21 protein-coding genes and 1 pseudogene are annotated in these 25,050 nt (G+C 74.5%); 11 read left to right on the top strand and 11 right to left on the bottom strand.

Annotated features, from left to right (window positions below; translation table 11 throughout):
- The 3 genes from DQ392_RS00765 to DQ392_RS00755 are packed head-to-tail and all read right to left on the bottom strand — an operon-like array spanning nucleotide 1 to nucleotide 3,214.
- Nucleotides 1-846, bottom strand: a complete 846-nt coding sequence (locus DQ392_RS00765; RefSeq protein WP_114013472.1) for a sugar phosphate isomerase/epimerase family protein — start codon at nucleotides 844-846, stop codon at nucleotides 1-3.
- The gene (locus DQ392_RS00760) at nucleotides 843-2,066 is read right to left on the bottom strand and encodes a dihydrodipicolinate synthase family protein (RefSeq protein WP_245981003.1); all 1,224 of its coding nucleotides are present in this window, start codon (nucleotides 2,064-2,066) and stop codon (nucleotides 843-845) included. The genes DQ392_RS00765 and DQ392_RS00760 overlap by 4 nt, the downstream gene beginning before the upstream one ends.
- Entirely contained in the window at nucleotides 2,063-3,214 is a 1,152-nt protein-coding gene (locus tag DQ392_RS00755; protein ID WP_114013471.1) for a Gfo/Idh/MocA family protein, read from the bottom strand. The genes DQ392_RS00760 and DQ392_RS00755 overlap by 4 nt, the downstream gene beginning before the upstream one ends.
- Before the next feature lie 358 nt (nucleotides 3,215-3,572).
- Between DQ392_RS00755 and DQ392_RS00750 the strand changes: the two genes are divergently transcribed.
- On the top strand, nucleotides 3,573-4,673 hold the full coding sequence (locus tag DQ392_RS00750; RefSeq protein WP_114013470.1) for a LacI family DNA-binding transcriptional regulator: 1,101 nt from the start codon (nucleotides 3,573-3,575) through the stop codon (nucleotides 4,671-4,673).
- A 168-nt stretch (nucleotides 4,674-4,841) separates the two neighbouring features.
- Here DQ392_RS00750 and DQ392_RS00745 read toward each other — a convergent pair whose 3' ends face one another.
- Both DQ392_RS00745 and DQ392_RS00740 read right to left on the bottom strand, forming a co-directional pair.
- Nucleotides 4,842-7,628 carry an HAD-IC family P-type ATPase gene (locus DQ392_RS00745; protein ID WP_114013469.1) on the bottom strand — a complete coding sequence of 929 codons (2,787 nt, stop codon included), beginning with the start codon at nucleotides 7,626-7,628 and terminating at the stop codon, nucleotides 4,842-4,844.
- A complete protein-coding gene (locus DQ392_RS00740; protein WP_114013468.1) occupies nucleotides 7,621-7,980 on the bottom strand; it encodes an ArsR/SmtB family transcription factor in 360 nt (119 codons plus the stop codon). Before DQ392_RS00740 ends, DQ392_RS00745 begins: the two co-directional genes overlap by 8 nt.
- Nucleotides 7,981-8,224: 244 nt before the next feature.
- Between DQ392_RS00740 and DQ392_RS00735 the strand changes: the two genes are divergently transcribed.
- Complete coding sequence (locus tag DQ392_RS00735) at nucleotides 8,225-8,491, top strand: GlsB/YeaQ/YmgE family stress response membrane protein (protein ID WP_114013467.1); 267 nt, start codon at nucleotides 8,225-8,227, stop codon at nucleotides 8,489-8,491.
- Between the two features lie 269 nt (nucleotides 8,492-8,760).
- Here the strand turns inward: DQ392_RS00735 and DQ392_RS00730 are convergent, their stop codons facing one another.
- Nucleotides 8,761-9,609 carry a hypothetical protein gene (locus DQ392_RS00730; protein WP_114013466.1) on the bottom strand — a complete coding sequence of 283 codons (849 nt, stop codon included), beginning with the start codon at nucleotides 9,607-9,609 and terminating at the stop codon, nucleotides 8,761-8,763.
- 229 nt (nucleotides 9,610-9,838) lie between these two features.
- On the opposite strand from DQ392_RS00730, the gene DQ392_RS00725 reads away from it, so the two are divergent.
- From DQ392_RS00725 to DQ392_RS00715, 3 genes are all read left to right on the top strand, one after another.
- Nucleotides 9,839-10,336 (top strand): BlaI/MecI/CopY family transcriptional regulator, encoded by a 498-nt coding sequence (locus tag DQ392_RS00725; protein ID WP_114013465.1) that lies wholly within the window; start codon nucleotides 9,839-9,841, stop codon nucleotides 10,334-10,336.
- Between the two features lie 3 nt (nucleotides 10,337-10,339).
- Nucleotides 10,340-11,290, top strand: a complete 951-nt coding sequence (locus DQ392_RS00720) for a M56 family metallopeptidase (protein WP_114013464.1) — start codon at nucleotides 10,340-10,342, stop codon at nucleotides 11,288-11,290.
- Between the two features lie 760 nt (nucleotides 11,291-12,050).
- Nucleotides 12,051-13,403 carry a hypothetical protein gene (locus DQ392_RS00715; protein ID WP_245981002.1) on the top strand — a complete coding sequence of 451 codons (1,353 nt, stop codon included), beginning with the start codon at nucleotides 12,051-12,053 and terminating at the stop codon, nucleotides 13,401-13,403.
- On the opposite strand, the gene DQ392_RS00710 is transcribed toward DQ392_RS00715, so the two are convergent.
- Both DQ392_RS00710 and DQ392_RS00705 read right to left on the bottom strand, forming a co-directional pair.
- The gene (locus DQ392_RS00710; protein WP_114013463.1) at nucleotides 13,330-15,447 is read right to left on the bottom strand and encodes an ATP-binding protein; all 2,118 of its coding nucleotides are present in this window, start codon (nucleotides 15,445-15,447) and stop codon (nucleotides 13,330-13,332) included. The genes DQ392_RS00715 and DQ392_RS00710 overlap by 74 nt on opposite strands.
- Before the next feature lie 90 nt (nucleotides 15,448-15,537).
- Complete coding sequence (locus DQ392_RS00705; protein ID WP_245981001.1) at nucleotides 15,538-17,628, bottom strand: AfsR/SARP family transcriptional regulator; 2,091 nt, start codon at nucleotides 17,626-17,628, stop codon at nucleotides 15,538-15,540.
- Between the two features lie 172 nt (nucleotides 17,629-17,800).
- Between DQ392_RS00705 and DQ392_RS00700 the strand changes: the two genes are divergently transcribed.
- Nucleotides 17,801-18,712 (top strand): alpha/beta fold hydrolase, encoded by a 912-nt coding sequence (locus tag DQ392_RS00700; protein ID WP_114013461.1) that lies wholly within the window; start codon nucleotides 17,801-17,803, stop codon nucleotides 18,710-18,712.
- A gap of 102 nt (nucleotides 18,713-18,814) precedes the next feature.
- Here the strand turns inward: DQ392_RS00700 and DQ392_RS00695 are convergent, their stop codons facing one another.
- On the bottom strand, nucleotides 18,815-19,804 hold the full coding sequence (locus DQ392_RS00695) for an adenosine deaminase (protein WP_114013492.1): 990 nt from the start codon (nucleotides 19,802-19,804) through the stop codon (nucleotides 18,815-18,817).
- 306 nt (nucleotides 19,805-20,110) lie between these two features.
- Here DQ392_RS00695 and dhaK point away from each other — a divergent pair, with 306 nt between their 5' ends.
- From dhaK to DQ392_RS34940, 4 genes are all read left to right on the top strand, one after another.
- A complete protein-coding gene (gene dhaK, locus DQ392_RS00690; RefSeq protein WP_114013460.1) occupies nucleotides 20,111-21,103 on the top strand; it encodes a dihydroxyacetone kinase subunit DhaK in 993 nt (330 codons plus the stop codon).
- Between the two features lie 219 nt (nucleotides 21,104-21,322).
- The gene (gene dhaL, locus DQ392_RS00685) at nucleotides 21,323-22,003 is read left to right on the top strand and encodes a dihydroxyacetone kinase subunit DhaL (RefSeq protein WP_425470447.1); all 681 of its coding nucleotides are present in this window, start codon (nucleotides 21,323-21,325) and stop codon (nucleotides 22,001-22,003) included.
- A gap of 2 nt (nucleotides 22,004-22,005) precedes the next feature.
- Nucleotides 22,006-22,422 (top strand): PTS-dependent dihydroxyacetone kinase phosphotransferase subunit DhaM, encoded by a 417-nt coding sequence (locus DQ392_RS00680; protein WP_114013459.1) that lies wholly within the window; start codon nucleotides 22,006-22,008, stop codon nucleotides 22,420-22,422.
- A gap of 158 nt (nucleotides 22,423-22,580) precedes the next feature.
- Complete coding sequence (locus tag DQ392_RS34940; RefSeq protein WP_245981000.1) at nucleotides 22,581-22,976, top strand: hypothetical protein; 396 nt, start codon at nucleotides 22,581-22,583, stop codon at nucleotides 22,974-22,976.
- 23 nt (nucleotides 22,977-22,999) lie between these two features.
- Here DQ392_RS34940 and DQ392_RS36100 read toward each other — a convergent pair.
- Both DQ392_RS36100 and DQ392_RS36095 read right to left on the bottom strand, forming a co-directional pair.
- Nucleotides 23,000-23,287, bottom strand: a pseudogene (locus DQ392_RS36100) (helix-turn-helix domain-containing protein); the annotation flags it as partial.
- Nucleotides 23,288-23,931: 644 nt separating this feature from the next.
- Nucleotides 23,932-24,321, bottom strand: a complete 390-nt coding sequence (locus tag DQ392_RS36095; RefSeq protein ID WP_425470446.1) for a PAN domain-containing protein — start codon at nucleotides 24,319-24,321, stop codon at nucleotides 23,932-23,934.
- Between DQ392_RS36095 and DQ392_RS36090 the strand changes: the two genes are divergently transcribed.
- Nucleotides 24,257-25,018 (top strand): cytochrome P450, encoded by a 762-nt coding sequence (locus tag DQ392_RS36090; RefSeq protein ID WP_425470445.1) that lies wholly within the window; start codon nucleotides 24,257-24,259, stop codon nucleotides 25,016-25,018. The genes DQ392_RS36095 and DQ392_RS36090 overlap by 65 nt on opposite strands.
- Nucleotides 25,019-25,050 lie beyond the last annotated feature (32 nt).

The raw sequence follows: 25,050 nt of genomic DNA, 5'->3' as shown, positions 1-25,050 counted from the left end.
TCAGCCGAGCGCGTGACGGACGTACCGCCCGGCGGTCTCCGCCAGCACTTCGGTGCCGTCGCGTGCCCACAGGCCGGGGTTGAAGATCTCGACCTCGATAGCGCCCCGGTATCCGGCCGCGTCGGCCAGCGTGCGGAAGTGGCGGAGATCCACGCAGCCGTCACCGAGCTGGCCCCGCCCCAACAGCGCGCCCTCGGGCAGCGGGGTGACCCAGTCGGCGAGCTGGAAGGCGGCGATGCGCCCCCCGCTGCCCGCGCGGGCGATCTGTTCGGGCACCTGGTCGTCCCACCACAGGTGGTAGGTGTCCACGACGACGCCCACCCGGTCGGACGGGAAGCGTTCGGCCAGGTCGAGGGCCTGGCCGAGGGTGGAGACCACGCACCGGTCGGAGGCGAACATCGGGTGCAGGGGTTCGAGCGCCATGCGCACGCCCACAGCGGCCGCGTGGTCGCCGAGTTCGGCGAGCGCGTCAGCGACCCGCTCACGCGCCCCGTGCAGGTCGCGGCTGCCCTCGGGGAGCCCGCCCGAGACGAGCACGAGGGTGCCGGTACCGAGCGCGGCGGCCTCCTCCAGTGCCGCGCGGTTGTCGTCCAGGGCGCGGCGCCGCTCGCCGGGCTCAGTGGCGGTCAGGAAGCCTCCCCGGCACAGTGAGGTGACGGTGAGGCCCGCGTCCCTCATCAGCCGGGCCGCCGCCTCGACGCCGTACCGGCGCACCGGCTCGCGCCACAGTCCGGCCTGGGTGACGCCCAGCTCACCGCAGGTCTCGGCGAGCGCGGGCAGGGAGAGTTGTTTGACGGTCTCCTGGTTGATGGAGAAGCGGGCGAGGTCGGGCGGGGCGGCTGTCATCGGGGCACTCCGTGGACGGCGAGGAACTGCTGCATGCGGGTACGGGCCAGGTCGGGGTCGGGGAAGAGACCGAGCCCGTCGGCGAGTTCGTAGGCGCGCGCCAGGTGGGGCAGGGAGCGTGCCGATTGCAGGCCGCCGACCATGGTGAAGTGGGACTGGTGCCCCGCGAGCCAGGCGAGCAGGACGACGCCGGTCTTGTAGAAGCGGGTGGGCTCCTGGAACAGGTGGCGGGCGAGGGGGACGGTGGGGTCGAGTGCCGCGCGGAATCCGGCGGTGTTCCCGGTGGCCCCACCGTCCCCGGTGTCCAGGGTGCGGACGGCTTCGGCGGCCAGCGGGGCGAGGGGGTCGAACACGCCGAGCAGCGCGTGGCTGAATCCGCGCTCGTCGCCCGCGATCAGCTCGGGGTAGTGGAAGTCGTCTCCGGTGTAGCAGCGCACCGTGGCGGGCAGGCGGCGGCGCAGTGCCCTCTCACGGTCGGCGTCCAGCAGGGAGACCTTCACCCCGTCCACCTTGTCGGGGTGTTCCGCGATGATCGTCAGGAACGTCTCGGTGGCGGCGTCCAGGTCCCGGCTGCCCCAGTAGCCCTCCAGGGCGGGGTCGAACATGGGGCCGAGCCAGTGCAGGATGACGGGCTCGGCGGCCTGACGCAGCAGGTCGCCGTAGAGGGCGAGGTAGTCCTCGGGGCCGCGGGCCGCGGCGGCCAGCGCACGGGAGGCCATGACGATGGCCTGGGCTCCCGCGTCCTCCACGACGCCGAGCTGCTCCTCGTACGCCGCACGCACCCGCTCCCTCCCGGCGGCGGGTCCGCTCAGCTGGTCCGTGCCCACCCCGCAGGCGATACGGCCGCCCACCGCGCGCGCCTCGGCGGCGGAGCGGCCGATCAGCTCGGCGGCGCGGGGCCAGTCGAGCCCCATGCCGCGCTGCGCGGTGTCCATGGCCTCGGCCACGCCGAGGCCGTGCGCCCACAGGTGGCGGCGGAACGTCAGGGTGGCGTCCCAGTCGACGGCCGCGGGGGCGCCGGGGCAGTGGTCCGCGAACGGGTCGGCGACGACGTGGGCGGCCGCGAAGACGGTGCGGGAGGTGAGCGGCGCGGCCCCGGCCCCGGCGCTGACGGCCGGGGCCGGCGCGGTCCGTGGGACGTACCCGCGCAGGGCGCCGGTGGCATCGGGCAGCCTGATCCCCGCGGGCCGCCCGGCCGGCGGGCGCGGCGCCGCGCTCACAGCGACAGCTCCGGGACGGTCAGGCGGCGGCCCTCGGCCGACGACCGGAGGCCGAGTTGCGCGAGCTGGACGCCGCGCGCGCCGGCCAGCAGGTCCCACTCGTAGGGTGTGCCGAGCGCGACGTGGCGGAGGAAGAGTTCCCACTGGGCCTTGAAGCCGTTGTCGAAGTCGCCGTTGTCCGGCACCTCCTGCCACTGCTCGCGGAACCTCTCGGTCGCGGGCAGGTCCGGGTTCCACACCGGCTTGGGCGTGGCGGCCCTGTGCTGGGCGCGGCAGCGGCGCAGCCCGGCGACGGCCGATCCCTCGGTGCCGTCAACCTGGAACTCGACCAGTTCGTCGCGGTGGACCCGCACCGCCCAGGAGGAGTTGATCTGCGCGAGGGCGCCGCCTTCCAGCTCGAAGATGCCGTAGGCGGCGTCGTCGGCGGTGGCCTCGTAGGGCTTGCCGCGCTCGTCCCGGCGGCGCGGGATGTGGGTGGTGGCGTGGGCCTGTACGGAGGTCACGCGGCCGAAGAGGTTGTGCAGCACGTACTCCCAGTGCGGGAACATGTCGACGACGATGCCGCCGCCGTCCTCGGCACGGTAGTTCCAGGAAGGGCGCTGCGCCTCCTGCCAGTCCCCCTCGAACACCCAGTAGCCGAACTCGCCGCGCACCGAGAGGATCCGGCCGAAGAAGCCGCCCTCGACGAGCCGCTTGAGCTTCAGCAGTCCCGGCAGGAAGAGCTTGTCCTGCACGACGCCGTGCTTGATCCCCGCGCGCGTGGCGAGCCGCGCCAGTTCCAGTGCGCCGTCGAGCCCGGTGGCGGTCGGCTTCTCGGTGTAGAGGTGTTTGCCCGCGGCGATGGCCTTCTTCAGCGCGGTCTCGCGGGCGGAGGTCACCTGCGCGTCGAAGTAGATCTCGATGGTCGGGTCGGCCAGGACGGCGTCCAGGTCGGTGCTCCACTCGTGCAGCCCGTAGCGGGCGGCGAGGGATTCCAGCGCGTGCTCGCGCCGGCCCACCAGTACAGGCTCGGGCACCAGTGCGGTCCCGTCGCCGAGGTCGAGGCCGCCCTGCTCGCGCAGTGCGAGGAGTGAGCGCACGAGGTGCTGGCGGTGTCCCATGCGTCCGGTCACGCCGTTCATGGCGATCCGTACGGTCCTGACTGTCACGTGTGCGTCTTCCTCTCGACTGTCTCTCGATCCCCTCGCGCACCGGCGGTTCCCGCGGGGCCGCCGCGCAGGCGGTGAGTGTCGGTAAGCGCTTTCAGAGCGCCACGCTAGCTGTCCTCGGGAGCGGCCCACAAGAGGCCCGCGCGGATACGTGGCGGCGCACAGCCGGACCGTGGGAGAGTGATCGACGAAGGAAGAGCTGTTCGAGGGAAAGCGCTTTCCCCACAGAAGGGGTCTCACCGTGGACGGGGGTAGAGGACACGCCCTGAGGTGAGACCATGGCGCTCGCCCCCCGGCCGCAGCCCCACGCGCGCGTGGGGACCGGGGCGGGCGCAGGAGCGGGAAGACGGAGGAAGACATGACAGTGACCCTGGCCGACGTGGCCGCCCGGGCCGGAGTCTCCTCGGCGACGGTCTCCCGCGTACTGAACGGCAACTACCCGGTGGCCGACGGAACCCGCACCCGCGTCCTTCGCGCCGTCGACGAACTGCAATACGTCGTCAACGGGCCCGCGAGCGCCCTGGCCGCGGCCACGTCCGACCTGGTCGGCATCCTGGTCAACGACGTCGCCGACCCCTTCTTCGGCATCGTCGCGAGCGCCGTGCAGAGCGAGATGGGCGGCGAAGGGGTCACGGGCGCGGGCCAGAAGCTCGCCGTCGTCTGCAACACCGGAGGCTCCCCCGAGCGCGAGTTGACCTATCTGACGCTGCTGCGCCGCCAGCGGGCCGCCGCCGTCGTCCTGACCGGAAGCGCCGTGGAGGAGACCGCACACAGCACCGCACTCGCCGACCGGCTGCGCCACCTCGCCGCGGGAGGCACGCGGATCGTCCTGTGCGGCAGACCCCCGCTCCCGCCGCGCAGCGGCACCACGGAGCAACCCCCCGCCCCCGCCGAGGACGGCGTCGTCACGCTCACCTTCGACAACCGGGGCGGCAGCCACCGCCTCACCGCGCACCTCCTCACCCTCGGGCACCGCCGCATCGGCTACGTGACGGGCCCCGCCGACCGCTCCACCACCCGGCACCGGCTGGAGGGGCACAGGAGGGCCCTCGGCGAGCAGGCGCCCGAGGCGCTCGCCGAAGCCGAGCGCCTCACCGTGCACGGCGGCGCCTACGACCGTTCGGCCGGCTATGACGGCGCGCTCGAACTGCTGCGCCGCGCCCCCGACCTGACGGCGGTGCTGGCCGCCAACGACACCGTCGCACTCGGCGTCTGCGCCGCGCTGCGCGACCGCGGGCTGCGTATACCCGAGGACGTCTCGGTGGGCGGCTTCGACGATCTGCCCTTCGCCGCGGACGCCTCCCCCGCGCTGACGACCGTGCGCCTTCCCCTCCACGAGGCGGGCGCCAGGGCCGGACGTCTCGCCCTGGGCCTGGAGACCCCGCCACCCGGCGACGTGGCCACGGTCCGCGCCGACCTGATGGTGCGCGCCTCAACGGCCCCGCCCGCCCCACGCTGACACTCCCCTGGCCCGGGACGCGCCCCGAAGGGGCGCGGGGAACGGCGCGACCAGCCATGCCCCACCCCGCGGACCGCACGCTACGGGCAGTGGCCCCCGAGTGCCGAGGCAGGACCCGCAGGGAAACCGCAGGCCCCGGCCGAGTCGTCGCCGGGCCCCCGTAGCTGCCTACCCCCGCGCGACCGGAGGCGCGGCCTCGCAGTCCGCGCCCGCGGCCTCGCCTGTGCTCCGGGGTGCGCCCGCGCCCGGGGCCTCACCCGTGGACGAGCCCTCGCGCGCGCACCGCCTCATGGCGGCCGCGAGAGCGGCGCCGTAGAGCAGCAGCACCAGCGCGAGCAGCGCATAGGAGAGCGGCGTCAGGGCGGCGACCATGCCCAGCAGCGGGCCGAGCGTGGTGAGCGGCAGCAGGATGCCGGTGGCCGCCAGCAGGAGAGCGGCGAGCCCGACGGGTCCTGGCGGTGCGGGACGGCGGAAGCGGGGCACGGAGCGCAGCAGCGCCATCACCATCGCCTGCGTGAGCAGGTTCTCCGTGAACCAGCCGGCGTGGAAGAGGGCCTGCCCACTCGCGTCGGCCGCGCCGCGCACGGTGAGCGCGAGCACCGCGAAGGTGGCGAGGTCGGCCACGGCGTTCAGCACGCCGAAGGCGGTGATGAACCGCAGGACCTGCCCGGTCCGCAGCGCGGCGGGCCTCCGGGGCGAGGCGGGACCGCTCCGGTCGAAGGCGAAGGCGAGTTGCGCCGCGTCGAAGAACAGGTTCTGCACGAGGACCTGCGCGGGAAGCATCGGCACGAACGGGAACAGCAGCGCGGCGGCGAGCATCGCCAAGGCGTTGCCGAGCTGGGAGGAGAGGGTTACGCGCAGATAGGCGGTGAGGGAGACACCCGCGCGGCGGCCCGCGTCCAGCGCATGGCCCAACCCGGCGAACGGCCGCTCGCCGAGGACCACGTCGGCGCTCTCGCGCGCGGGCGCGACCGCGTCGCGCGGGCACAGTGCCACGTCGGCGGCGCGGAGTGCGGCCAGGTCGTTGACACCGTCGCCGAGGAACCCTGTGGTCCGCCCGTCGGCCCGCAAAGCGGAGACCACGCGCGCCTTGTGGCGCGGGGTGCACCGGGCGAACACACGGACGCGGCGGGCCTCACGGGCCAGTTCTTCGTCGCCGAGCGCGTCGAGGCGACGGGCGGTCAGCACGTCGTCGCCGGGGTCGAGGCCCAGTTCCCGGCAGGTGCGGACGGCGGTGCCCAGATCGTCACCTGTCAGGATCTTCACGTCCACACCGCGCCCGCTCAGCGCGCGCAGCGCCTCGGGCGCCTCCTCGGTGAGGGAGTCCCGCAGCGTGACCAGCCCGACGAAGGTCAGGCCGCGCTCGTCCGCCACTCCCATGGCGCGCCCGCCGGCCCGGTGGCCGCGTTCGGCGGTGGCCACAGCGAGCAGCCGCAGGCCGTCCGAGGCGTACCGCGCCGCGGCCGCGCGCAGCGCCTCACGGCCGGCTTCCGGCAGCGCGCACCGTTCCAGCACGGTGTCGACCGCGCCCTTGACGACGAGCGTGTGCACGCCCGGGCGCCCCGGCTCCCGGACGACGGCCGTGGACAGCCGCCTGGCCGGATCGAAGGGGAGCGCGGTCACGCCCTCCCACGCCTCGACACCGGGTTCGGCATCGCTCCCGTCCGCGGCGGCCCCCACGCCGTGCGCCGCGGCGCGGAGGACCGCCTCGTCCAGCGCGTCGGGCACCGGGTTCTCGGCCAGTTGCACGGTCCACAGCGCGTTGAGCGCCGCCCACCGCAGCACCGCGGGGTCGGGGGCGCAGTCCGCGTTCAGTGCCTGGTCGACGACCGGTCGGTCCTGGGTGAGGGTGCCCGTCTTGTCGAGGCACAGGACGTCCATGGCGCCGAGGTCCGGCAACGCGGACAACCGCCGCACGATCAGCCGGTGTTCCCGTGCGAGGGAGACGGCACCGCGGGCGAGGACCGCGGTCATGACGACGGGCAGCATCTCCGGCGTCAGGCTGACGGCGACCGCCACGGCGAAGGGCAGGATCTGCACTCCGTGCCCGCTGACGGCCGCGTCGGCCGCGAGAGCGAGCGGCGGCGTCAGCAGCATGAAGCGGACGAGAGTCCAGGCGACGCCGCGTACCGAACGGTCGAAGGCGCCGTGCGCGGCGCGTACGCGCCCCCGCCCGTGCCCGTGTCCGGCGGCCAGCCGGGTGGCCGCGCCCGTGGCGATCACCACAGCGGTACCGCCGCCGGCGACCACGCTGCTGCCCTGGAAGCACAGATGGGGCTGCTCGAACAGTTCGGTGTCACCGGCGGGCGGAACGGCCGCGGCATCCGCGCGGTGCTTGGACAGCGGACCCGACTCGCCGGTCAGCGGCGCCTGATGCACGACCAGGCCCGTGGAGCGCAGCAACAGCACATCGGCCGGAACGAGATCGCCGGGGCCCAGCCTGACCACGTCCCCCGGCACCAGATCACCGACCGGAAGCTCCCGGGGCAGCGGTCGCGCCGCGCCCGCGTCGGGGCGCCGCACCACCGTGACCGTGCCGGCGAGCAGAGCCCGCAGCCCCGCGACCGACCGGTCGGCCCGCAGCTCCCCGCAGGCCCGCAGCACACAGCTGACGGTGACCAGCGCCGCGATCACCCCTGCCGTCCCCCACGACCCCACGGCGGTGGAGACGACTGCCAGACACAGCAGGACGGCCGTGAACGGATCCCGTACGCCCCGGCAGAGCCGCCGCCACAGGGACGGAGTGCGCCACGAGGGCGGGGAATTCTCGCCGTACCGCGCCAGCCGGTCCGCCGCCTCGGCCTCGGTGAGACCACGCGGGCCCGCCTCCAGCCGCCGCAGCGCCGCGAGCGGGGCGTGGGCCGCCAGCCCTGCCGCGTGTTCCAGCGGCGCCGCCTCGCTACGGGCGCGCACCGGCCCCTCCCCGCGCCGGGAGAGGCCCGCCGTCTCAGGCACCGAACTCGCTCACCCGCGCAGCCCGTCGCGGCCGCGAACGCTCCACGTCCAGTTGCCGCACCATCTCGTGCACCACGGCGACCACGACCGGATCGTCGACCAGGTACACCTGCCGCCGCCCCTCACGCCGGGCCCGCACCAGCCCGGCCAGCTTCAGCTTGGCCAGGTGCTGGCTCACCGCCGGCAGCGTGCCACCGACCCGCGCGGCGAGGTGCGTGACATCGCACTCCCCCTGGGACAGCGCCCACACGATGTGCACCCGCGAGGGCGAGGCGAGCAGGCCGAAGGCGGCGGCGGCGTCTGCCAGCACCTGAGGGGACGGGTCCGTGTGACCGCCTGCCTGCGATGCCACCGCTGCACTCCCGTCCGCACGTCCACACGCCTTCCGGCGACCGGTCGGCGGCCGCCCGCCACGGACCGCGCGCCCGCGACGGGCCTCAGTCTAGAGGCGCCTGGTGCCGGTGGTGCCGGTCAGACCGCCGCACCTCCTCATCCACAGCACCCTGTCAGTTGCGCAACCATGGAACTGTTTTGCGCTTCGCGGCGTCTTCCCGTGCGCCGGTACGTCCGTTGCCGGTGAACTGGAGAGGAATGTGATGGGCATCATCAGTTGGATCATCCTCGGCCTGCTGGCGGGAGCCATAGCCAAGGTGCTGCTACCGGGCCGTGACCCGGGCGGCCTGATCGGCACCGTGCTCATCGGGGTCGCGGGCGCGTTCGTCGGCGGCTGGATCTCGACCACCTTCCTGGACCGCCCCATCCGGCAGGAGTTCTTCGATCTGCCCACCTGGGGCGCCGCCATCGGCGGCTCGCTGGTCCTGCTCATCCTCTACCGCCTCCTGCTGGGCAACTCCCGGCGCTGACCCCCGGCGCGGGCCGGGCCCGCGCCGGGACAGTGGGGGCCATCGGGGCGCGGGGACGCGGGTGTGGCCCACCTCTCCCGCCCCCTCACGCACCGGGCGGGTCCTTGCCGCCGGATGAGCCTTCGGACGGGCCTCCGGTCGGGCCTTCCACCGAGGAACGCCCGGTGCCGGGGCGGCCGGGACCCGAACGCTCGATCCGGCACTGCCGGGCCCGGGGCTGCGAAGCCCCGGACCGCCAGCCCCGAACCGTCGGATCCCGGACCGCCGGTTCAGCGACCGGGGCCGCCGGACGCGGAACCGCCGGATTCCGAACCGCTGGATCCGGGACTGCCGGAGTCGGAAGCGGCGGAGTCGGGGCCGCGGACGCCGGTATCCGAACCGCCGCTTGCGGGGCTGCCGAAGTCCGGGCCCGCGTAGTCAGGGCTGGCGAAGTCGAAACTTCCGTAGTCGAAAGACCCGTAGTCGAAAGTCCCGTAGTCGGGACTGTGATGACCTGACCGCCTCGCGGGGGCCTCCCGACCCGCGGAGACCTCCCGTCTCGCGTCGGGCAACCGGGCGCGCAGGTACGGCAGCACCGCGCGCTCCAGCAGAGCGGCGCGCCACGCCTTCCCTGCCCTGTCCTCCGCACGCCGGTCCTCCGCGAGGACCGGCGTACCGCCTGGGCCGGAGGCGGGGCTGGATCTGGAGTGGCGGCGCGCTGTGACGACGAGCCTGCCCAGTCCCAGGGCGCCCGTGACGGCGGCGATCCCGGCCCCCGACCACCCGGTCACCACGAGCGAGGCACCGACGTCCCGCTGAGCCCGAACCAGCATCAGCACGTATCCGAGCACCAGGAAGACCACGGCCGCGGCGGCGGCGACCAGCGGCACCAGTACGGCGAGCGCCGCGAACAGTCCGCCGCCGCGGACCCGGTGCACCCTCCTCGCGGAGCCGGCATCCCGACCCCGGGCAGTGCGTTCTTCGCGTGTCCGGCACAGTGCGCGGTACTCGGCTGCCGCCTCACCCGCCAGCTCTTCCGCCGACTCGTGCGCCCAACTCCTCAGACGCTCCGCGGTGCCGGCGGGCGCTCCCCGCAACTCCCGCCTGAAGACCTCCGAGCGCAGGGCTTCGTCCACCACCCGCGCGAACTCCCTGCCGGTTTCCGTCGGGGAGCAGGGGATGGCCCCACTCCCGGGCGGCGAAGCTCCCATTACTCTTCCTCCCAGACACCCGGCGGGCTGCGAACAGTCCGACGGAACGCGAAAATCTACAAGACTGTAGAAGATACTCAAACGAGCGGCGCGGCGACCACACGCCCCGAGCGCACGGGGCCGGTCGTACGGTGGCCGGCCGGCGGAGGGAGGAGTTGTGGGCGAGACAGCACGCGAGCGGGGACGCCGACGCGGACAGGGCGAGTTGGAAGCCACGGTGCTGACCGCCCTGCACGCCGCACCGGGGCCCGTCACCGCCGCCTGGGTGAGGGAACGGCTCGGCGGCGGCCTCGCGTACACCACCGTCGTCACCATCCTCACGCGTCTGCTCGCCAAACGGGCCGTCACCCGCGAGAAGGCCGGCCGCTCCTTCGTGTGGACACCTGCGGCGGACGCGGCGGGGCTGGCCGCTCACCGGATGCGGCAGGTGCTCGACAACCAGAGCGACCGCGGCACCGTGCTGACCCGCTTCGTCACGGGGCTGACCGACGACGACGAGCAACTGCTGCGCTCGCTGCTGACGCAAACCGGAGAGGGCGGGCGCGACGGCGGTCACGACCGCGCCCCGCACCCGGCCACCGGAACCGGAAGCCGCACCGGGAGCGGCACCGGCACCGAGGCGCCGGGCGACGACGCGGAGGGGAAGAGCGACTGAGCCGTGGGCTTCTTCGTCCTCCTCCCCCTCGTCCTGCCCCTGACGTCCTGGCCGGTGGCCAGGCTCGCCGAGCGGCGTCTGCACCCCCGCGCCACGACGCGCCTGCTGGTCGCGGCCGGCGTCGTCCTGGCCGCGTGCAGCACCCTGTGCCTGGGGCTGCTGGTCGTCGTCGGCACCGCCCAGTTGCCTGGCAACCCGCTGCCCGACGCGTGGTCCCATCCGCAAGTGCGCGCGGCCGTCCCCTACGACGAGATCCTGGGGAAGGCCGCCATCCCGGCGCTCCTCGCGCTCGTCACCGCGGGCGGCGTCACCGTGGCGCGCCACCTCCGCGTCCGGCGGCGCGTCCGACGCGCGCTCGGCGGCTTGCCGCCCTCCCCCGTCGCGGTACTGCCCGACAGCGAGCCGTACGCCTTCGCCCTGCCGGGAAACCGGCGTACGCGCGCACGAGTCGTGGTCACCACATCCCTGCTCGACGCGCTCGAACCGGCCGAGCGGCGCGCTCTGTTCGCGCACGAGCGCGCACATCTGACAGCCCGCCACCCGCTGTTGCTGCTCCTCGCCGAACTCGCGGCCGTCGCCAACCCCTTCCTGAGGCCCCTGCGCACGGCCGTCACCTTCGGGGTGGAACGGTGGGCCGACGAGGAGGCCGCCCGGATCGTCGGTGACCGGCGGATGACCGCCCGCGCGGTCGGCAAGGCCGCGCTCATCGCGCGCAACGGTCCGCCGCGGAGCCTTCCCGCGCTCGCCGGCGCCGGACAGGTCCCCCGGCGCGTGCAGGCGCTGCTCGCCCCGCCGCCGACCGCGCGGCTCTGGCTCCCGCCGACCACCGCCCCAGGGCTCGTCGCAGGACTCGCCGCGTGGCTCGCGGCCCTCGGAGCCGCTCTCTCCGCCCTCTCCTCTGCCAACGCCGCCGTCGCGCTCGTCGTCATCCTCCAGGCGGCCACTCCGCTGTGAGCCGGCGCCCGTTCCCTGGCTCGGACACCAGCCGCGAAGGAGGTCACGGTGGCTGGACGGCGAGCGGATCCGCGAGGCCCCGCGGTGCAGGACGTCCAGGGCCGTCAGGTCCAGCCCGGCGATCGGTGCCGGGCGCAACCGCCCGGCCGCGTGTCCGAGCCAGGGCGCTGGAGCCGAGCCGGTCGGACGCGTGCACCGCCGCCCCGGTGGACAGAGGCTCTCGTTAGGGTGATCCGCTGGGCCGGTGCGGCCGTACGGCGCGGGAGGGGAAGCGAGGGTGACGCGTGGGAGCAGCTGACACGCCGACGATACGGGTGCCCGTCGGGCGGGACGCCGAGCGCTGGACCAGCCGGAGCACCGAGCGGCGCGTCCTGCTCGTGGTGCACAACGTCACCTCGGCGGGCCGGCTGCTGGACGTGCTGCCGCTGTTCCACGACGACTTCCGGCTGCAACTGCTGGTCACCTCGACGGAGTCCTCCGCCTTCCAGGCCGGCACCCGCGAACTGTTCGCCGAGCTGGGCCTGCCCGTACTGCCCTGGAGCCAGGCGCTGACGACCCCGGTGGATCTCGCCGTCTCCGCCAGCTTCGGTGGTCAAATCGAGTTGCTTCAGGGCAAATTGGCCGTGCTGTCTCACGGTGTCGGGTACACTAAAAAATTGGCCGTGCCGGGTGCCGGGTGCCGGGTGCCGGGTGCCGGGTGCCGGGTGCCGGGTGCCGGGTGCCGGGTGCCGGGAGCCGGGAGGGGGAGCCGACTTTCGGGTTGTCCCGGGAGTGGTTGCTCGCGGAGGGCGAGCCGTTCGTGGACGCCCTCGTGCTGTCTCATCCGGAACAGGTGGACCGGCTGCGCCGGGTGTGCCCGGAAGCGGCCCAGGCCGCCGTCCTGGCCGGCGACCCCTGCTTCGACCGCATGCTGGCCGCCCGCCGCTACCGGGACCGGTTCCGTCGTGCGCTGGGTGTGCGCGACGGCCAGCGCCTTCTCGTCCTCAACTCCACGTGGAACCCCGAGGGCTTCTTCGGCAACGGCGGTGGCCAGGACCTGCTGCCCGAACTGCTGCCGCGCCTCGCGGCGGAACTGCCGGCCGACGAGTACCGGGTCGCCGCGGTCCTGCACCCGAACATCTGGTACGGACACGGTCCCGGCCAGATCCGCGCCTGGCTGGACCGGGCGCGACGCAGCGGGCTCACCCTGATCGACCCCGTGCACGCGTGGCGGCAGGCGCTGTTGGCGGCGGATGTGGTGCTGGGGGACTTCGGCGCGGTCACCTACTACTCGGCCGCGCTGGGCGTCCCCGTACTGCTGGCGTCCGCGAACCACGACAGGCTGGACCCGGAGGCCCCGCCCGCGGAGTTCGTGCGGAAAGCCCCCCGGCTGGAGCCGCGCCGTCCGCTGCCCGACCAGTTGGAGAAGCTGCTGGCGGACCACAGGCCGCTCAACGGCCCGGCCGAACACACCAGCTCGGCGCCCGGTGCTTCGGCGGCTTCGTTGCGCCGCCACTTCTACGCCCTGATGGAGCTGCCGGAGCCCGCCACGCCCGCCTTGCTTGAGCCACTGCCGCTGCCACCGTACGCGCCGCCCCACCGCACGGCGCCCCTGCACGTCCGCACCCGCGTCGAGGGGCGCGAGGTTCACCTCGAACGCTCGGCCGACCAGCCGTACCACGCCGTCGGCGAGACGCACCTGGCCGTCCACGAGGACACCCGGGACCCGGGCGACCTGGAGGTGGCCGACGTGATCGTGCGGGAAGGCGGAGCCGACGATCCCCGCCTGGGCGGACCGGACAGGTGGAGCGCGCAGGTGCTGCGCCGGCATCCGCACTGCGCGCTGGCCGGCTTCGTGACCGGGCCCGACACCTGCACCGTGCGCACCAGGGAAGGCCAGCTGCTCGACCTGTCCGCCGGGGACGGGGCGGACGCCGATCCGGCCGCGTACGCCTCGGCGCTGTACGCGTGGCTGGCGAGCGGCGGATCGCTGCCGCCCGACGGCACGACGCTGCGGGTGCGGACCGCCGCACTGACCCACCCGGTGCGGGTCACGCCGGCTACGGCGCACCCTCGCACCGGCGCCGCAGATCCGCCAGATACCGCAGGTGCGCAGTGGCCTTTTCCGGTGTGAGCAGCCGCTCGGCCTCGGCGATGGCGGCCAGCGCCCCGGCCTGGTCTTCCTCGTCGTGCAGCGTCTCCGCGAGGTCGGTGAGAGCACGGGCGTGGTTGTAGGCCTCGCCTGCTTCCGCGAAGAAGTCCCGCGCGCTGATCAGCCGGGCGCGGGAGCGGGCGAACTCGCGCATGCCGCGCAGCGCCCTCCCCTGGTGGCGCGAGGCCAGGGCGAGCGCTCGGGGAAGGTCCTCGGCGCCCTCCTGGCCCGGCGTGATGAGCCGGTAGCAGCGCTCTGCCTCGGTGAAGCAGTCGAACGCCTCCTCCCAGCGCCACGACGCCAGCCGCAGCAGGCCCCGCAGCTCCACCGCCGAGGCCTCGCCCCGCAGATGGCCCACCGCGCGCTCGCACGCGAGGGCCGCCTCGATCTCGCCGTCCGCCTCGTCGTGGTGCCGCAGTTCGCCGAGGCAGTGGGCGAGTTGGAAGTGCAGCGCGCCGGCGATGCGGGACTGCGGCCTGTGCTGGTCAGCGCAGGCCGCGGCGAACCGGAGTGCGGGCAGCACGTCGTCCCAGTGCCCGGCCTTCAGCTGGAGCGGCCACAGGGCGCGGGCCAGGCGCAGCGCGGTGTCGGTCTGCTGGTACTCCTGCGCCACGAAGACCGCACGGAGCAGGTTCGCGCTGTCGGCCAGCAGCGCCGTCATGCCCTCGGCCTCGTCGGCGTACGCGGTCCCTTCCGCGGGCGCCGGCTCGACACGCCAGCTTTGCGGGAGTGCCGCGTGGGCGCCGTGCAGTGCCCTGTTCAGCAGGCCCTGGAGCACTCGGGAGACCGCGGCCGCACACGCCGGGACGGAGTCCTCGGGCCCCGCCGCGTCGGCCAGCGCGCGCCGCACCTCGGGCCGAAACCGGTAGCGGCCGTCCGCGGTGGGCTCCGCAAGCTGCGCCTCGGCGGCCTCGTCGAGCATGCGGGCCGCCTCCTCGGGCGCGACCTGCGCGGCCCAGCCGGCCAGTCCGGCGTCGATCGCCGGCCAGTCGCCCAGGCAGACCAGCCGGCACAGCCGGGCGGTCCCGGGGCGCAGGCGGCGGGACGCGGTCTGCACCAGCCCGCGTACGGGATGTTCCATGGTCTCCTCCGCGTCGTCGGGGAGGGTTTCCCCGGTCAGCAGACGCGTGGCCGCGACCTTGAGCGCGTAGGCGTTGCCCGCGCAGTGGCCCAGCAGTGCCGGCATGTCCCGCTTGGCCCGCGTCACCCTCTCCTGGCCCGCCACCCGCCGCAGCAGCCTCACCGCGTCCCGGTCCGTCAGCGGGGGCACCGTGACACGCTCCGCCTCCAGTGCGAAGGCCGGTCCTGAGGAGACGACCAGGAGGAAGACCTCCGGCGTGGCGGGGATCAGCGCCCGGACCTGGGCCGCCGTGCAGGCGTGGTCGATCACCACCAGCGCCCTGCGTCCTGCCGTGAGGCTTCTGTAGAGCTCCTCACGGCCCGCGCCTGTGGGCGGCATCCGGTCGGGCGCCACGCCCATGCGCTCCAGCAGGCGCGCCAGCACGGCGGCCGGCGCCACTCGGTGCTCCCCCGCGCCGTCGCGGAGGTCGACGTAGAACTGTCCGTCGGGGAAGCGGCCGGCCTGGCCGGCTCCCCAGTGCAGGGCCACCGCGCTGGTGCCGATTCCCGGGGGCCCGTGCAGCAGCGCCACGCGCGGACGGCCCCCTGCGGCCCGCCTCGCCTCCCGCTGCAACTGTCTGACCACGCTCTCGCGGTCGGTGAAGTGGCGCGTGGCGGGCGGCAGTCCCGCGCCAGGGCGCAGCTCCACCGCGTCCGGCGGCAGGCTCCGCAGCAGCAGTGCCCACTCGTCCGCCTGCCTGCGGTCCCCGATCAGCTGGGTGTGCACACGGCGGGCAAGGTCCTCGCGCTCCTCCTCGGTGGCCGGCAGCGGCGCTCCCCACCCCAGGGTGCGGCGTACCTGGGCGCCGGTCGACACGACCAGCCGTTTGCCCAACTCCCCGGCGGCGCCGTTTCCCACCGCGCCGAGAAACGCGGCGAGCGCCCCCACCGTGACGACCTCGAACACGCCACCCCTCCCCTGAGTCCGGTACCGGACCGACTGTAGCGGCCAGGTCGCGCCGGCGGACAGCCCGAACTCCCGGGCGGGGAGGGGCGGTCAGCTCTCCAGGGCCGCGGTCATGACGCGCAGGTGGCCGGCGACGGGCCCGAAGGTGAGCAGCCCGCTGCCCGCTCCGGCCTGTTCCCCGGCGGCCGGCTCCAGCTGGGCCAGGGCCCGTCGGGTGACGGCGCTCTCGCCCACCGCCGCCGCGGCGCCGCCGACGAGACACCACATCGCCTCGAACAGGAGGTCACGCGGCGGTGGGGGCATCGCGCGCAGCGCCGCGCGGGCCTCCTCGCTGCGCCCCTGCCCGACGAGCAGCGTGGGCCGCACCCAGGGCTCGTACGGGCCCCAGTCGGCTGCCTCGTCCACGGTGAGCGGCTCGCCGTGCGCGATCTGCACGCTCAGCAGCGCGAGGGGCGGCAGACCGTTGCGCAGCCCCGGCATGCCCGCGCCGTCGAGACACGCGGCGGCCTGCGCGTAGGCGCGCCGGGCGGCCTCGGGCGCCCCGGTCATGGCCGTCCGCAGCGCCCCGTACCAGGTGGTGAGGACGGCGACGAGGGGGAGCTCGTGCCGGGCGGCCAGTGCGTCGGCCGCGGCGGCGTGCCGGTCGGCTCCCGCCAGGTCTCGGCGGGCGCACCTGGCCTGGAGGCGGATGAGGTGACCGAGCACCTCGTACCGCGCCAGCCCGTGTCGCGCGGCGAGGTCCACCACCTCGGCGCCGATCGCGTCGCGGCGTGCCGCCAGTCCCGCGCGGTGGAAGGTCTGCATGAAGGTGCCGTTGAGGGCGTAGGCGAGCAGCGCCGCGTCGTCGAGGCTCCGGGCGATCTCCTCGGCCTGCCGGGCGGCCTGGAGCGGGCGCGCCGTCGTGCCCCGGGCGGCTTCCCCGTCGGCCGGTGCGCCCCGCGATTCCACGGCGATGGTGGCCAGCAGCCGGCAGCGCGCCGCGGCGTGCTCGTCGGCCGCTGGGGACGCCTCCTGCGCGAGGGCCGGGGCAGCGGGCGGAGCAGGCGGCGGGAGCTGGAGCAGGGTCCGCTCCGCCGCGCCCACCAGCCACCGCGACTGTTCGGGGTCGTCCGCGCGGGTCCAGATCGCGGGCACGTCGTAGACGCCGATGACACGTGCCGTCAGTTCCGGGTCGCCCATCTGTTCGGCGGCGGCCACGGCGGCGACTCGGTGGTGCCGGGCCGACTCGAGGCCGCCGCCCCCGGTGACGGCCAGGTCCCGCATGAGGACGGCGGTGGACTCCAGGTGGACCCGGGAGCGCGCCGAGACGTTGCTCTCGTAGGCGGTGGTGGCCTGGGCCCACACCTGCGCCGCCGTGCCGGCCGCGCTCGGGTCCAGGTGTTCCGCCTGGCGCAGGATGTCCTCCTCCAGGCGGCGCAGCCGGGGACCGGGGTCCACGCCGAGCTGCTCGGTGAGCGTGGCGCGGGCCCGGCGCAGTACGGACAGCGCGTCGGCCTGTCTGCCGGTGCGGTACAGGGCTCGCGTGAGCAGCTGCCAGGCGTCCTCGCGCCACGGGTGCTCCGCCACGTGGGCGTCCAGGTCGGGCACGGCTCGCGCGGCCTCCCCCAGCGCGATGCGGGCCTCGGCACGGCGTTCGAGAGCGTGGAGGCGCAGTTCGGTGAGCCGGGCCCGCTCGCCGCGCGCCCACGGCACGTCGCCGAAGCCGGCGTACGCGGGGCCCCGCCACCAGCCGAGTGCTTCGGTCGTGCGGGCCGCCACCTGCGCGGGCTGCGCTTCGGTGAGGGAGGCGACGGCCTGTTCGAACCGCCAGGCGTCGACGTCGTCGGGCGCGGCACGCAGCGCGTAGCCGGTGCCCTCCGTGACCAGCAGCCGGGAGGGGCTGCGGGGCGGCCGCTCGGGTTCCAGGGCCCGCCGCAGCGCGGAGACGAAGGTGCGCACCGCTCCCACGGCGTCGTCGGGCGGGCTGTCCCACAGGTCCTCCACCAGCCGCGCCACCGTCACGGTCTGCCGGCGGGCGACGATCAGGCGGGCCAGGACGGCCCGGTGCCGCGGCCCTTTGAGGGCCAGGGCCTCACCGTCCGGGCTCCAGGCCGCGACCGCGCCCAGCACTCCGTATCGCACCCGCACTCCGGCGTCCCGCCCTCCCGTACCGCTCGCTGACCCCAACGTATACGTGCTCATCGGTTGCTCATCCACGGACCGCAGGGTGGAGGCACCGGGCGCGGGACAGCGGGGCCGACGCCCCGCCCTCAGTGGAGATCCCCGGCGACGCCGCCGAGCGGTGACACACGACGAGACGGCAGACAGGGCCGGCACGGCCGCCCCGAGGACAGTGACGACAGTGAGGACAGTCATGACAGCACGCACACCTTCCGGGGCCGACGCCCGGATCCCCGGCTTCGAGTACCACCGTGTCCGGGTGGCGGACGGCGTCACGCTCCAGGCGGCGGTCGCAGGGTCCGGCTCGCCCGTCGTCCTCCTGCACGGGTTTCCGCAGACCCATCTGATGTGGCGGCACGTCGCCGCGGACCTGGCCGCCGACCACACCGTCATCTGCCCCGACCTGCGCGGCTACGGCGACAGTGACAAACCGCGTCAGGAGGGTCCCGAGACGTACTCCAAGCGGACCATGGCGGCGGATGCCGTCGCCCTCGCGCGCGCCCTGGGCCACGACCGCTTCGCTCTGGCAGGCCACGACCGCGGGGCTCTCGTGGCCTTCCGCGCCGGGCTCGACCATCCGGCCGCCGTCACCCATCTGGCCTGCCTCGACGTCCTGCCCACCCTGGACATGTGGGAGGCCCTGCACGGCACCTCGGCGGCCGTCGGCTTCCACCTCTACCTCATGGCCCAGCCCCCCGGACTGCCCGAGCGGATGATCGAGGCAGCGGCCGACGCCTTCTTCTCCCACTTCCTCGACATCTGGGCCAACGACCCCGACGCCATACCCTCCGGCATCCGCGCCGCCTACCTGGCCGCCTGCGCGAAGGCCGTGCCGTCCATCGTGGCGGACTACCGCGCCTCAGCGGGCATCGATGTCGAACACGACCGGGCCGACCGCGCCGCGGGGCGGCAGCTGACCATGCCGGTGACCGTGCTACAGCAGGACTGGGGTGCCGCGCTCGGCTACGAAGCCGCCGCCCTGTGGCGGGCCTGGGCACTCGACCTGCGGCACTCCACCGTCTCCTGCGGCCACTTCATGGCCGAGGAAGCGCCGCGGGACATCAGCGGGGCCCTGCGGGAACTGCTGGTCCGCCAGGCATCCTGACGGTGTCATGGCGTGGGAGCGCCGCCGTGCGGGACCCGTAGGGCGGCGCTCCCACGTAAGAGGGCAGCCTTCCCGTGGCCGGGGCGGCCCCTTCCGCTCACGTCAGAAGACGTGGGCGTCGACCTCCTTCAGGTAGGTCTCGCGTGTCGTCTCGTCGAGGAAGGATGCCTGGAAGGAGTTGCGGGCCAAGGCGCGCAGCGTCTCCTCGTCCAGCCCGAGCGCCTCGCGCACGGCGGTGAAGTTGTCCTCGGCGTAGCCGCCGAAGTAGGAGGGGTCGTCGGAGTTGACGGTGACCATCAGCCCCGCGTCGAGCATCGCGGGCAGCGGATGGTCGGCGAGGCGGTCGACGACGCGCAGGCGCAGGTTCGACAGGGGGCACACCGTCAGCGGCACCTGGTCGGCGGCCAGCCGCGCCACCAGTTTTGGATCCTCCATGCTGCGCACCCCGTGATCGACACGGTCCACGCCCAGCACGTCCAGGGCCTCCCACACGTTGGCGGGCGGGCCCTCCTCACCGGCGTGCGCCACACACTTCAGGCCCGCCTCCCGCGCCAGCTCGAACACCTCACGGAACTTCGCGGGCGGGTTGCCGACCTCCGCCGAGTCCAGCCCGATTGCGGTGATGCGCTCCAGGTGGGGGCGGGCTTCCTCGAACGTACGCAGCGCGGAGCCGGCGCTGTGATCGCGCAGGAAGCACATGATCAGCCGCGTGGTGATGCCGTGCTTCTCCGGCGCCGCGTCCAGCGCCCGCGCGAGCCCGCGGATCACGGTGCCCACGGGGACGCCGCGCGCGGTGTGCGCCTGCGGGTCGAAGAAGATCTCCGCGTGGCGTACGCCCTGCTCACGGGCGCGGGTGAGGTAGGCGTCGGCCAGGTCGGCGAAGTCGTCCTCCGTGCGCAGCACCGTCATCAGCGCGTAGTACAGGTCCAGGAAGGACTGGAGGTCCTGGAAGGAGTAGGCGGCCCGCAGGTCGTCCTGCGAGGCGAAGGGGAGAGTCAGCCCGTTGCCCTCGGCGAGGGCGAAAGCGAGTTCGGGCTCGAGGGTGCCCTCGATGTGGAGGTGCAGTTCTGCTTTGGGGATCGGTGCTGCCATGGCGTCGGAGCCTATCGGCTCGGCTCCGGTGAGGTCGTGCGCGGTTCCCCCCCCACGGCGTGCGACCACCGGTCCTGCGGTGGCCGCGCGCCGCTCCCGGGCGGCACCCGGCAGGGTGCCGATGACGCACACGACTCCCCGAGACGCGCACGACTCTCCTGGGGCGTGGTTGACTCCCCGCAGGATGCACGCCCCCTCCTGGGGCGTGCACGACTCCCGCGGGACGCACGACTCCCCCGGGGTGCGCGCGCACTTCGCGGCCACGAGGTGCGCCGACGTGGCTGCTACGCTCGCCCGGAGGTACACATGCGAATGCTGATCAACGTGCCCGAGTCCGTGGTCCCCGACGCGCTGCGCGGGATGGCCGCGGCGCATCCGGAGCTAACGGTCGATGTGGACAGGCGGATCGTGGTCCGCCGGGACGCGCCCGTGGCGGGGAAGGTGGCCCTGGTCTCGGGGGGCGGCTCGGGTCACGAGCCGCTGCACGGAGGTTTCGTCGGGCCGGGGATGCTGGACGCCGCGTGCCCCGGCGAGGTCTTCACCTCTCCCGTTCCCGACCAGATGGTCGCCGCCGCGGCGGCCGTCGACAGCGGCGAGGGCGTGCTGTTCGTCGTCAAGAACTACACCGGCGACGTCCTGAACTTCGACATGGCGGCCGAGCTCGCCGAAGACGAGGGCGTCCGCCTCGCCAAGGTACTGGTCCAAGACGATGTCGCCGTCACCGACAGCACCCACACGGCCGGGCGCCGGGGCACCGGCGCGACCCTGTTCGTGGAGAAGATCGCTGGGGCGCTCGCCGCCGAGGGCGCGCCGCTGGAGCGGGTCGCGGACACCGCGCGTCGGGTGGCCGAGTCGTCGCGCAGTTTCGGGGTGGCGCTGAGCGCGTGCAGCACCCCGTCGAAGGGCGGCCCCATGTTCGAGCTGCCGCCGGGTGAGCTGGAGCTGGGCGTCGGCATCCACGGGGAGCCGGGCCGGGAGCGGCGCGCGATGATGACCTCGGGTGAGATCGCTCAGGCCGCCGTTGACGCCGTGCTGGAGGAGCTGCCCTCCCAGCAGCCGGTGCTGGCGCTGGTCAACGGCATGGGGGCGACGCCGCTGCTGGAGCTGTACGGCTTCTGCGGTGAGGTGCACCGGGTCCTGGCCGAGCGGCGGGTTCCGGTCGCCCGTACCCTCGTCGGCAACTATGTGACCTCGCTCGACATGGCCGGCGCCTCGGTGACGCTGTGCCCGGCCGACGAGGAGCTGCTGCGGCTGTGGGATGCGCCTGTGCGCACCCCGGGGCTGCGGTGGGGCGTCTGAGCAGGAGCGCACAGCGGCGGTGACACGGACCACCGGCGCGAGGCGGTCCTGGCCCGCCGGGATCCGGTACAGATCCGGTACTGAATCCGGTACGACGGGATTCCGGCGTGGCCGTGGCGCCGCGTGCGGGGCGGGACGCGCCGCCGTGGTGGCCGTGGCGCGGTACGCCCCGCACGCGGCAGCACGAGAGAAGACCGGGACAGCGGCGAAGGAGCAGTGGTGAGCGGCAAGGTGACGAACGGCGCAGGCGAGGGCACCGGCGGGAGCGCGGAGGGCTTGGACGCCGCCTTCTTCGCGCGCTGGATGCGGGCCGCGGCGGACGCGGTCGACCGCGAGGCCGACCGGCTGACGGAGCTGGACTCGGCGATCGGCGACGCCGACCACGGCGGCAACATGCGCCGCGGGTTCGAGGCGGTCCGCAGCGAGCTGGACGAGGGCGTCCCCGCCACGCCGGGCTCGGTGCTGATGACGGCCGGCCGCAAACTCGTCTCGACGGTCGGCGGCGCCTCGGGCCCGCTGTACGGGACGCTGCTGCGCCGCACGGGCAAGACGCTCGGTGACGCGGAGGTGGTGACCGGCGAGGAGCTGGCCGGGGCGCTGAGCGCGGGCATCGACGCGGTGGCCCAGCTCGGCGGCGCCACCGCGGGCGACAAGACGATGCTGGACGCGCTCAGGCCGGCCGCCGACGCGCTGGCGGACAGCGGCGGCAAGGATCTGCGAGCGGCCAGGACGGCGGCCGAGAAGGGCGCGGAGGAGACCACTCCGCTCCAGGCCCGCAAGGGCCGCGCCAGCTATCTGGGCGAGCGGAGCATCGGCCACCAGGACCCGGGAGCCGCCTCGGCGGCCCTGCTGATGGCGGCCCTCGCCGAAGCGGGCGGCGACGCGGAAGGGAGCGCGTGAGCATGGCGGACACGAGCGAGGGAGCCCGGGTGGGGATCGTGCTGGTCTCCCACAGCAAGCAGGTCGCCGACGCGGTCTCCTCGATGGCCGCCGCTCTCGCCGGGGTGCCCGACGCTCCGGTCACCGGCGCGGGCGGCCTCCCGGACGGCGGCCTGGGCACGAGCGAAGAGGTGATCACCGAGGCGGCCCGGCGTGTGGACGCGGGGGCGGGCGTCGCACTCCTCGCCGACCTGGGCAGCGCGGTACTGACGGTCAAGACGCTGCTGGCCGAGGGTGACGAACTGCCCGACCCGTCCCGGCTGCTGGACGCCCCGCTGGTGGAGGGGGCGATCGGCGCCGTGGTGACGGCCGCGGGCGGCGGCGACCTGGCCGCGGTGGCGGCGGCGGCCGAGGAGGCGTACAGCTACCGCAAGGTGTGAGACCCGTCCGCGAGCGGTGAGGCCGGCGTGGGTGCCCACTCGGGCGCCCGCGCCGTTCCGCCCCGCGCCGACGCTTGGCCCGCCCCCTCGTGCCCGTCACCGCGCCTGCACGGTGGACACGGGAGGTGGTCCGGCTCCGGCACTACCGTGCCGGCACGGTGGACACCGGGGGCTGCCCGGCTCCGGGCAGCGCCCTCCGTGCCGGTGCCGCTCCCGCCGCGGGGGTCCGTCCCGGCCGCTCCCGTGCGGTCAGCGGCCCCGGCCCGGGCGCCGTCACCGGCGTCTTCGCCCCTCCCGCCGCCAGCGCCCTCGCCCTGCGGACCGCCGGCGCCACCGGCACAGCCGGCACCGCCGCCGGTGGACGCGCCGTCCCCGCCGTGGACCGTACCGCCGGGCCCGTCGAGGGGCGTGCCGACGCGGCCGCCGCGCGCCGCGCCGCGGGACCCGCCGTCGAAGCTGCCGCGGGACGCGCCGTCGGACCCGCCGGGGTGGGACGCGTCGTCCTGTCTGTCTCCGTCGTTCCTGTCGCCGCCGCGTGCGGGGACAACGCGTAGCGGCCGTAGCCGGTCCGGCGGACCAGTCCGTGCTGCTCGGCCTGAGCGAGGAGCTTGTTCGCCTGGGAGGGGCTCAGGCCCGCGCGGCGGGCGATGACGCCCAACCGGTGGGCGCCCGGGTCCTCCTCCTCCAGTTCCGCGAGAGCTGCCAGTAACGCGAATCCCCGTGCCGCGCTCACGAAGTACGCCCCGGTCTCCGTCTTCTGCGTGGTCTGCACTCCACCCGCATCTCCATAGGTACACACCTTTGCAGTCGCGTCATGCCGAGCGGCTCGCCAAACATGTGCGTGCCCCGCTCGCCCGTTCCGCATTCACTGTTCCGGACACAGTCCCCATACGTCACGGCGGAATACGTCGTTCACTTTTCCACCGGTGGAAAAGTGGCGTTTTTCGACGTACCGCCCCTTGCGCGGAACGCAATCGCTGTCGGAGGGTGACGACGGCTGACTTCCGGCCGCTGCCGCACCAACAGGGAAGGCGGGATGCGCGGATTGCTTTTCTTCCGATGAGTGAACACCGCCACCGCCATGGTTATGCAGGCGCCTCCCGGTAGGAACTGGCGCCCCCGCTTCCGGATGGAATTCCTCCCGCCCCGGAATACCGGGGCCCTGATGAACTCGCCGTCGACTCCGTGTCCGTGTCCACGGCGTTGCTGACACCCCTTCGCGGAAAGGAGAGTGCCATGCGCTACATCCACTGATGACACCACGTCACCGCGGCCACGCGGCTGACCGCGTGGCCGCGGGCGACGCCCCGCCCCACCTCCCCGCTCCTCGGCACCTGGCCGGAATCCGCACCCCGAGAACCGCACTTGCAAAACCGCACCCCGAGAGAGGCAGACCATGACGGGAGCCGCGGCGCACCGACAGCGGGACACCCGCTACGACCCCCTGGCGCCCGAGGTCATCGCCGCACCGCACCCCTTCTACCGGCGGCTGCGCGAACACCGGCGCGTCTACTGGCACGGGCAACTCGACTCCTGGGTCCTGACCGGGCACGCCGAGTGCCGCGCGGTTCTCGGCGACTCGGCCTCGTTCGGCTCGGACTTCCGCAGGGTGGGAGAGGAGATCCCCGAAGCGCTGCTGAGCGTGCAGTCCCTCGACCCGCCCGCCCACGGAGCCATCCGGCACCTGCTCGTCTCCGCGCTGCACACCCGCTCGCACACGGCGGTGACCGACACGGCCGCGCGGCTCTCCGCGCAACGCCTGGCTGCCGTACGCGGCACGGACCGGCCGGTCGATCTCGTCAGCGAGGTCGCCCGCCCCCTCGCCCTGCACACGATGTGCGACTTCCTGGGCGTCGCCGCCCCCGACGGGCCCAGGTTCGAGGAGATGTCGAACGCCATCGTCCGCAGCATGGACGCCGGGCTCGATCCCGCGCGCGCCGATCCTGGCACCGAGGCGAGACAAGAGCTGAGCCGCATGGTCGGCACATGGCTGGACACGGCCGACGAGGGCGGTTTCGTCGGGGCCGTGCGGGCGGCCCGCGCACACACCCCCGAGGTCTCGCAGGCCGTGCTGGCCAACTCGCTGCGCGCCGTGCTGCACGCGGGCTACGAGTCGGTCAGCCGCCTGCTGGGCAACGCGCTCGCCCGCCTGGTGACGGGCGATCAGACGCTGCCGGAACGCGCGGCCGCCGGGGGGCGGCTCGACACGCTGGTGGACGAACTGCTGCGCCTGGAGGGACCGGTGCAGGCGGACGCCCGGGTGTGCGTGCGGGACAGCGAGGTGGCCGGGCAGCGGATAGGGCGCGGACAGGTGCTGGTGCTGCTGCTGGGCGCCGCCAACCGCGACCCGGACGTCTTCCCCGATCCGGACACCGTCGACCTCGGCCGCCGCAGGGGGCAGCACCTGGCCTTCGGCCGGGGCGCGCACGCCTGCCTGGGCGCGGGCCTGGCCACGCTGCAACTGCGCGCCGTGCTCGCGGCGCTGCGCGAGGCGCGCCTCGGGTTCGTCCCGTCCGGCACGGCCGAGTACGAGCCGACCGCGACCCTGCGGGGACTGCGGACGCTCCCCGTCCGGGTACGCGACACGGGTCCGTGACCGTGCCGGCGACCGGTCCCCGCTGCGTTCGC

Source organism: Streptomyces reniochalinae, from assembly GCF_003323735.1.
Classification (GTDB): Bacteria; Actinomycetota; Actinomycetes; order Streptomycetales; family Streptomycetaceae; genus Streptomyces; species Streptomyces reniochalinae.
Note: the sequence above shows the minus strand (reverse complement) of the source record. Positions and strands in the feature narration are given on the sequence as shown.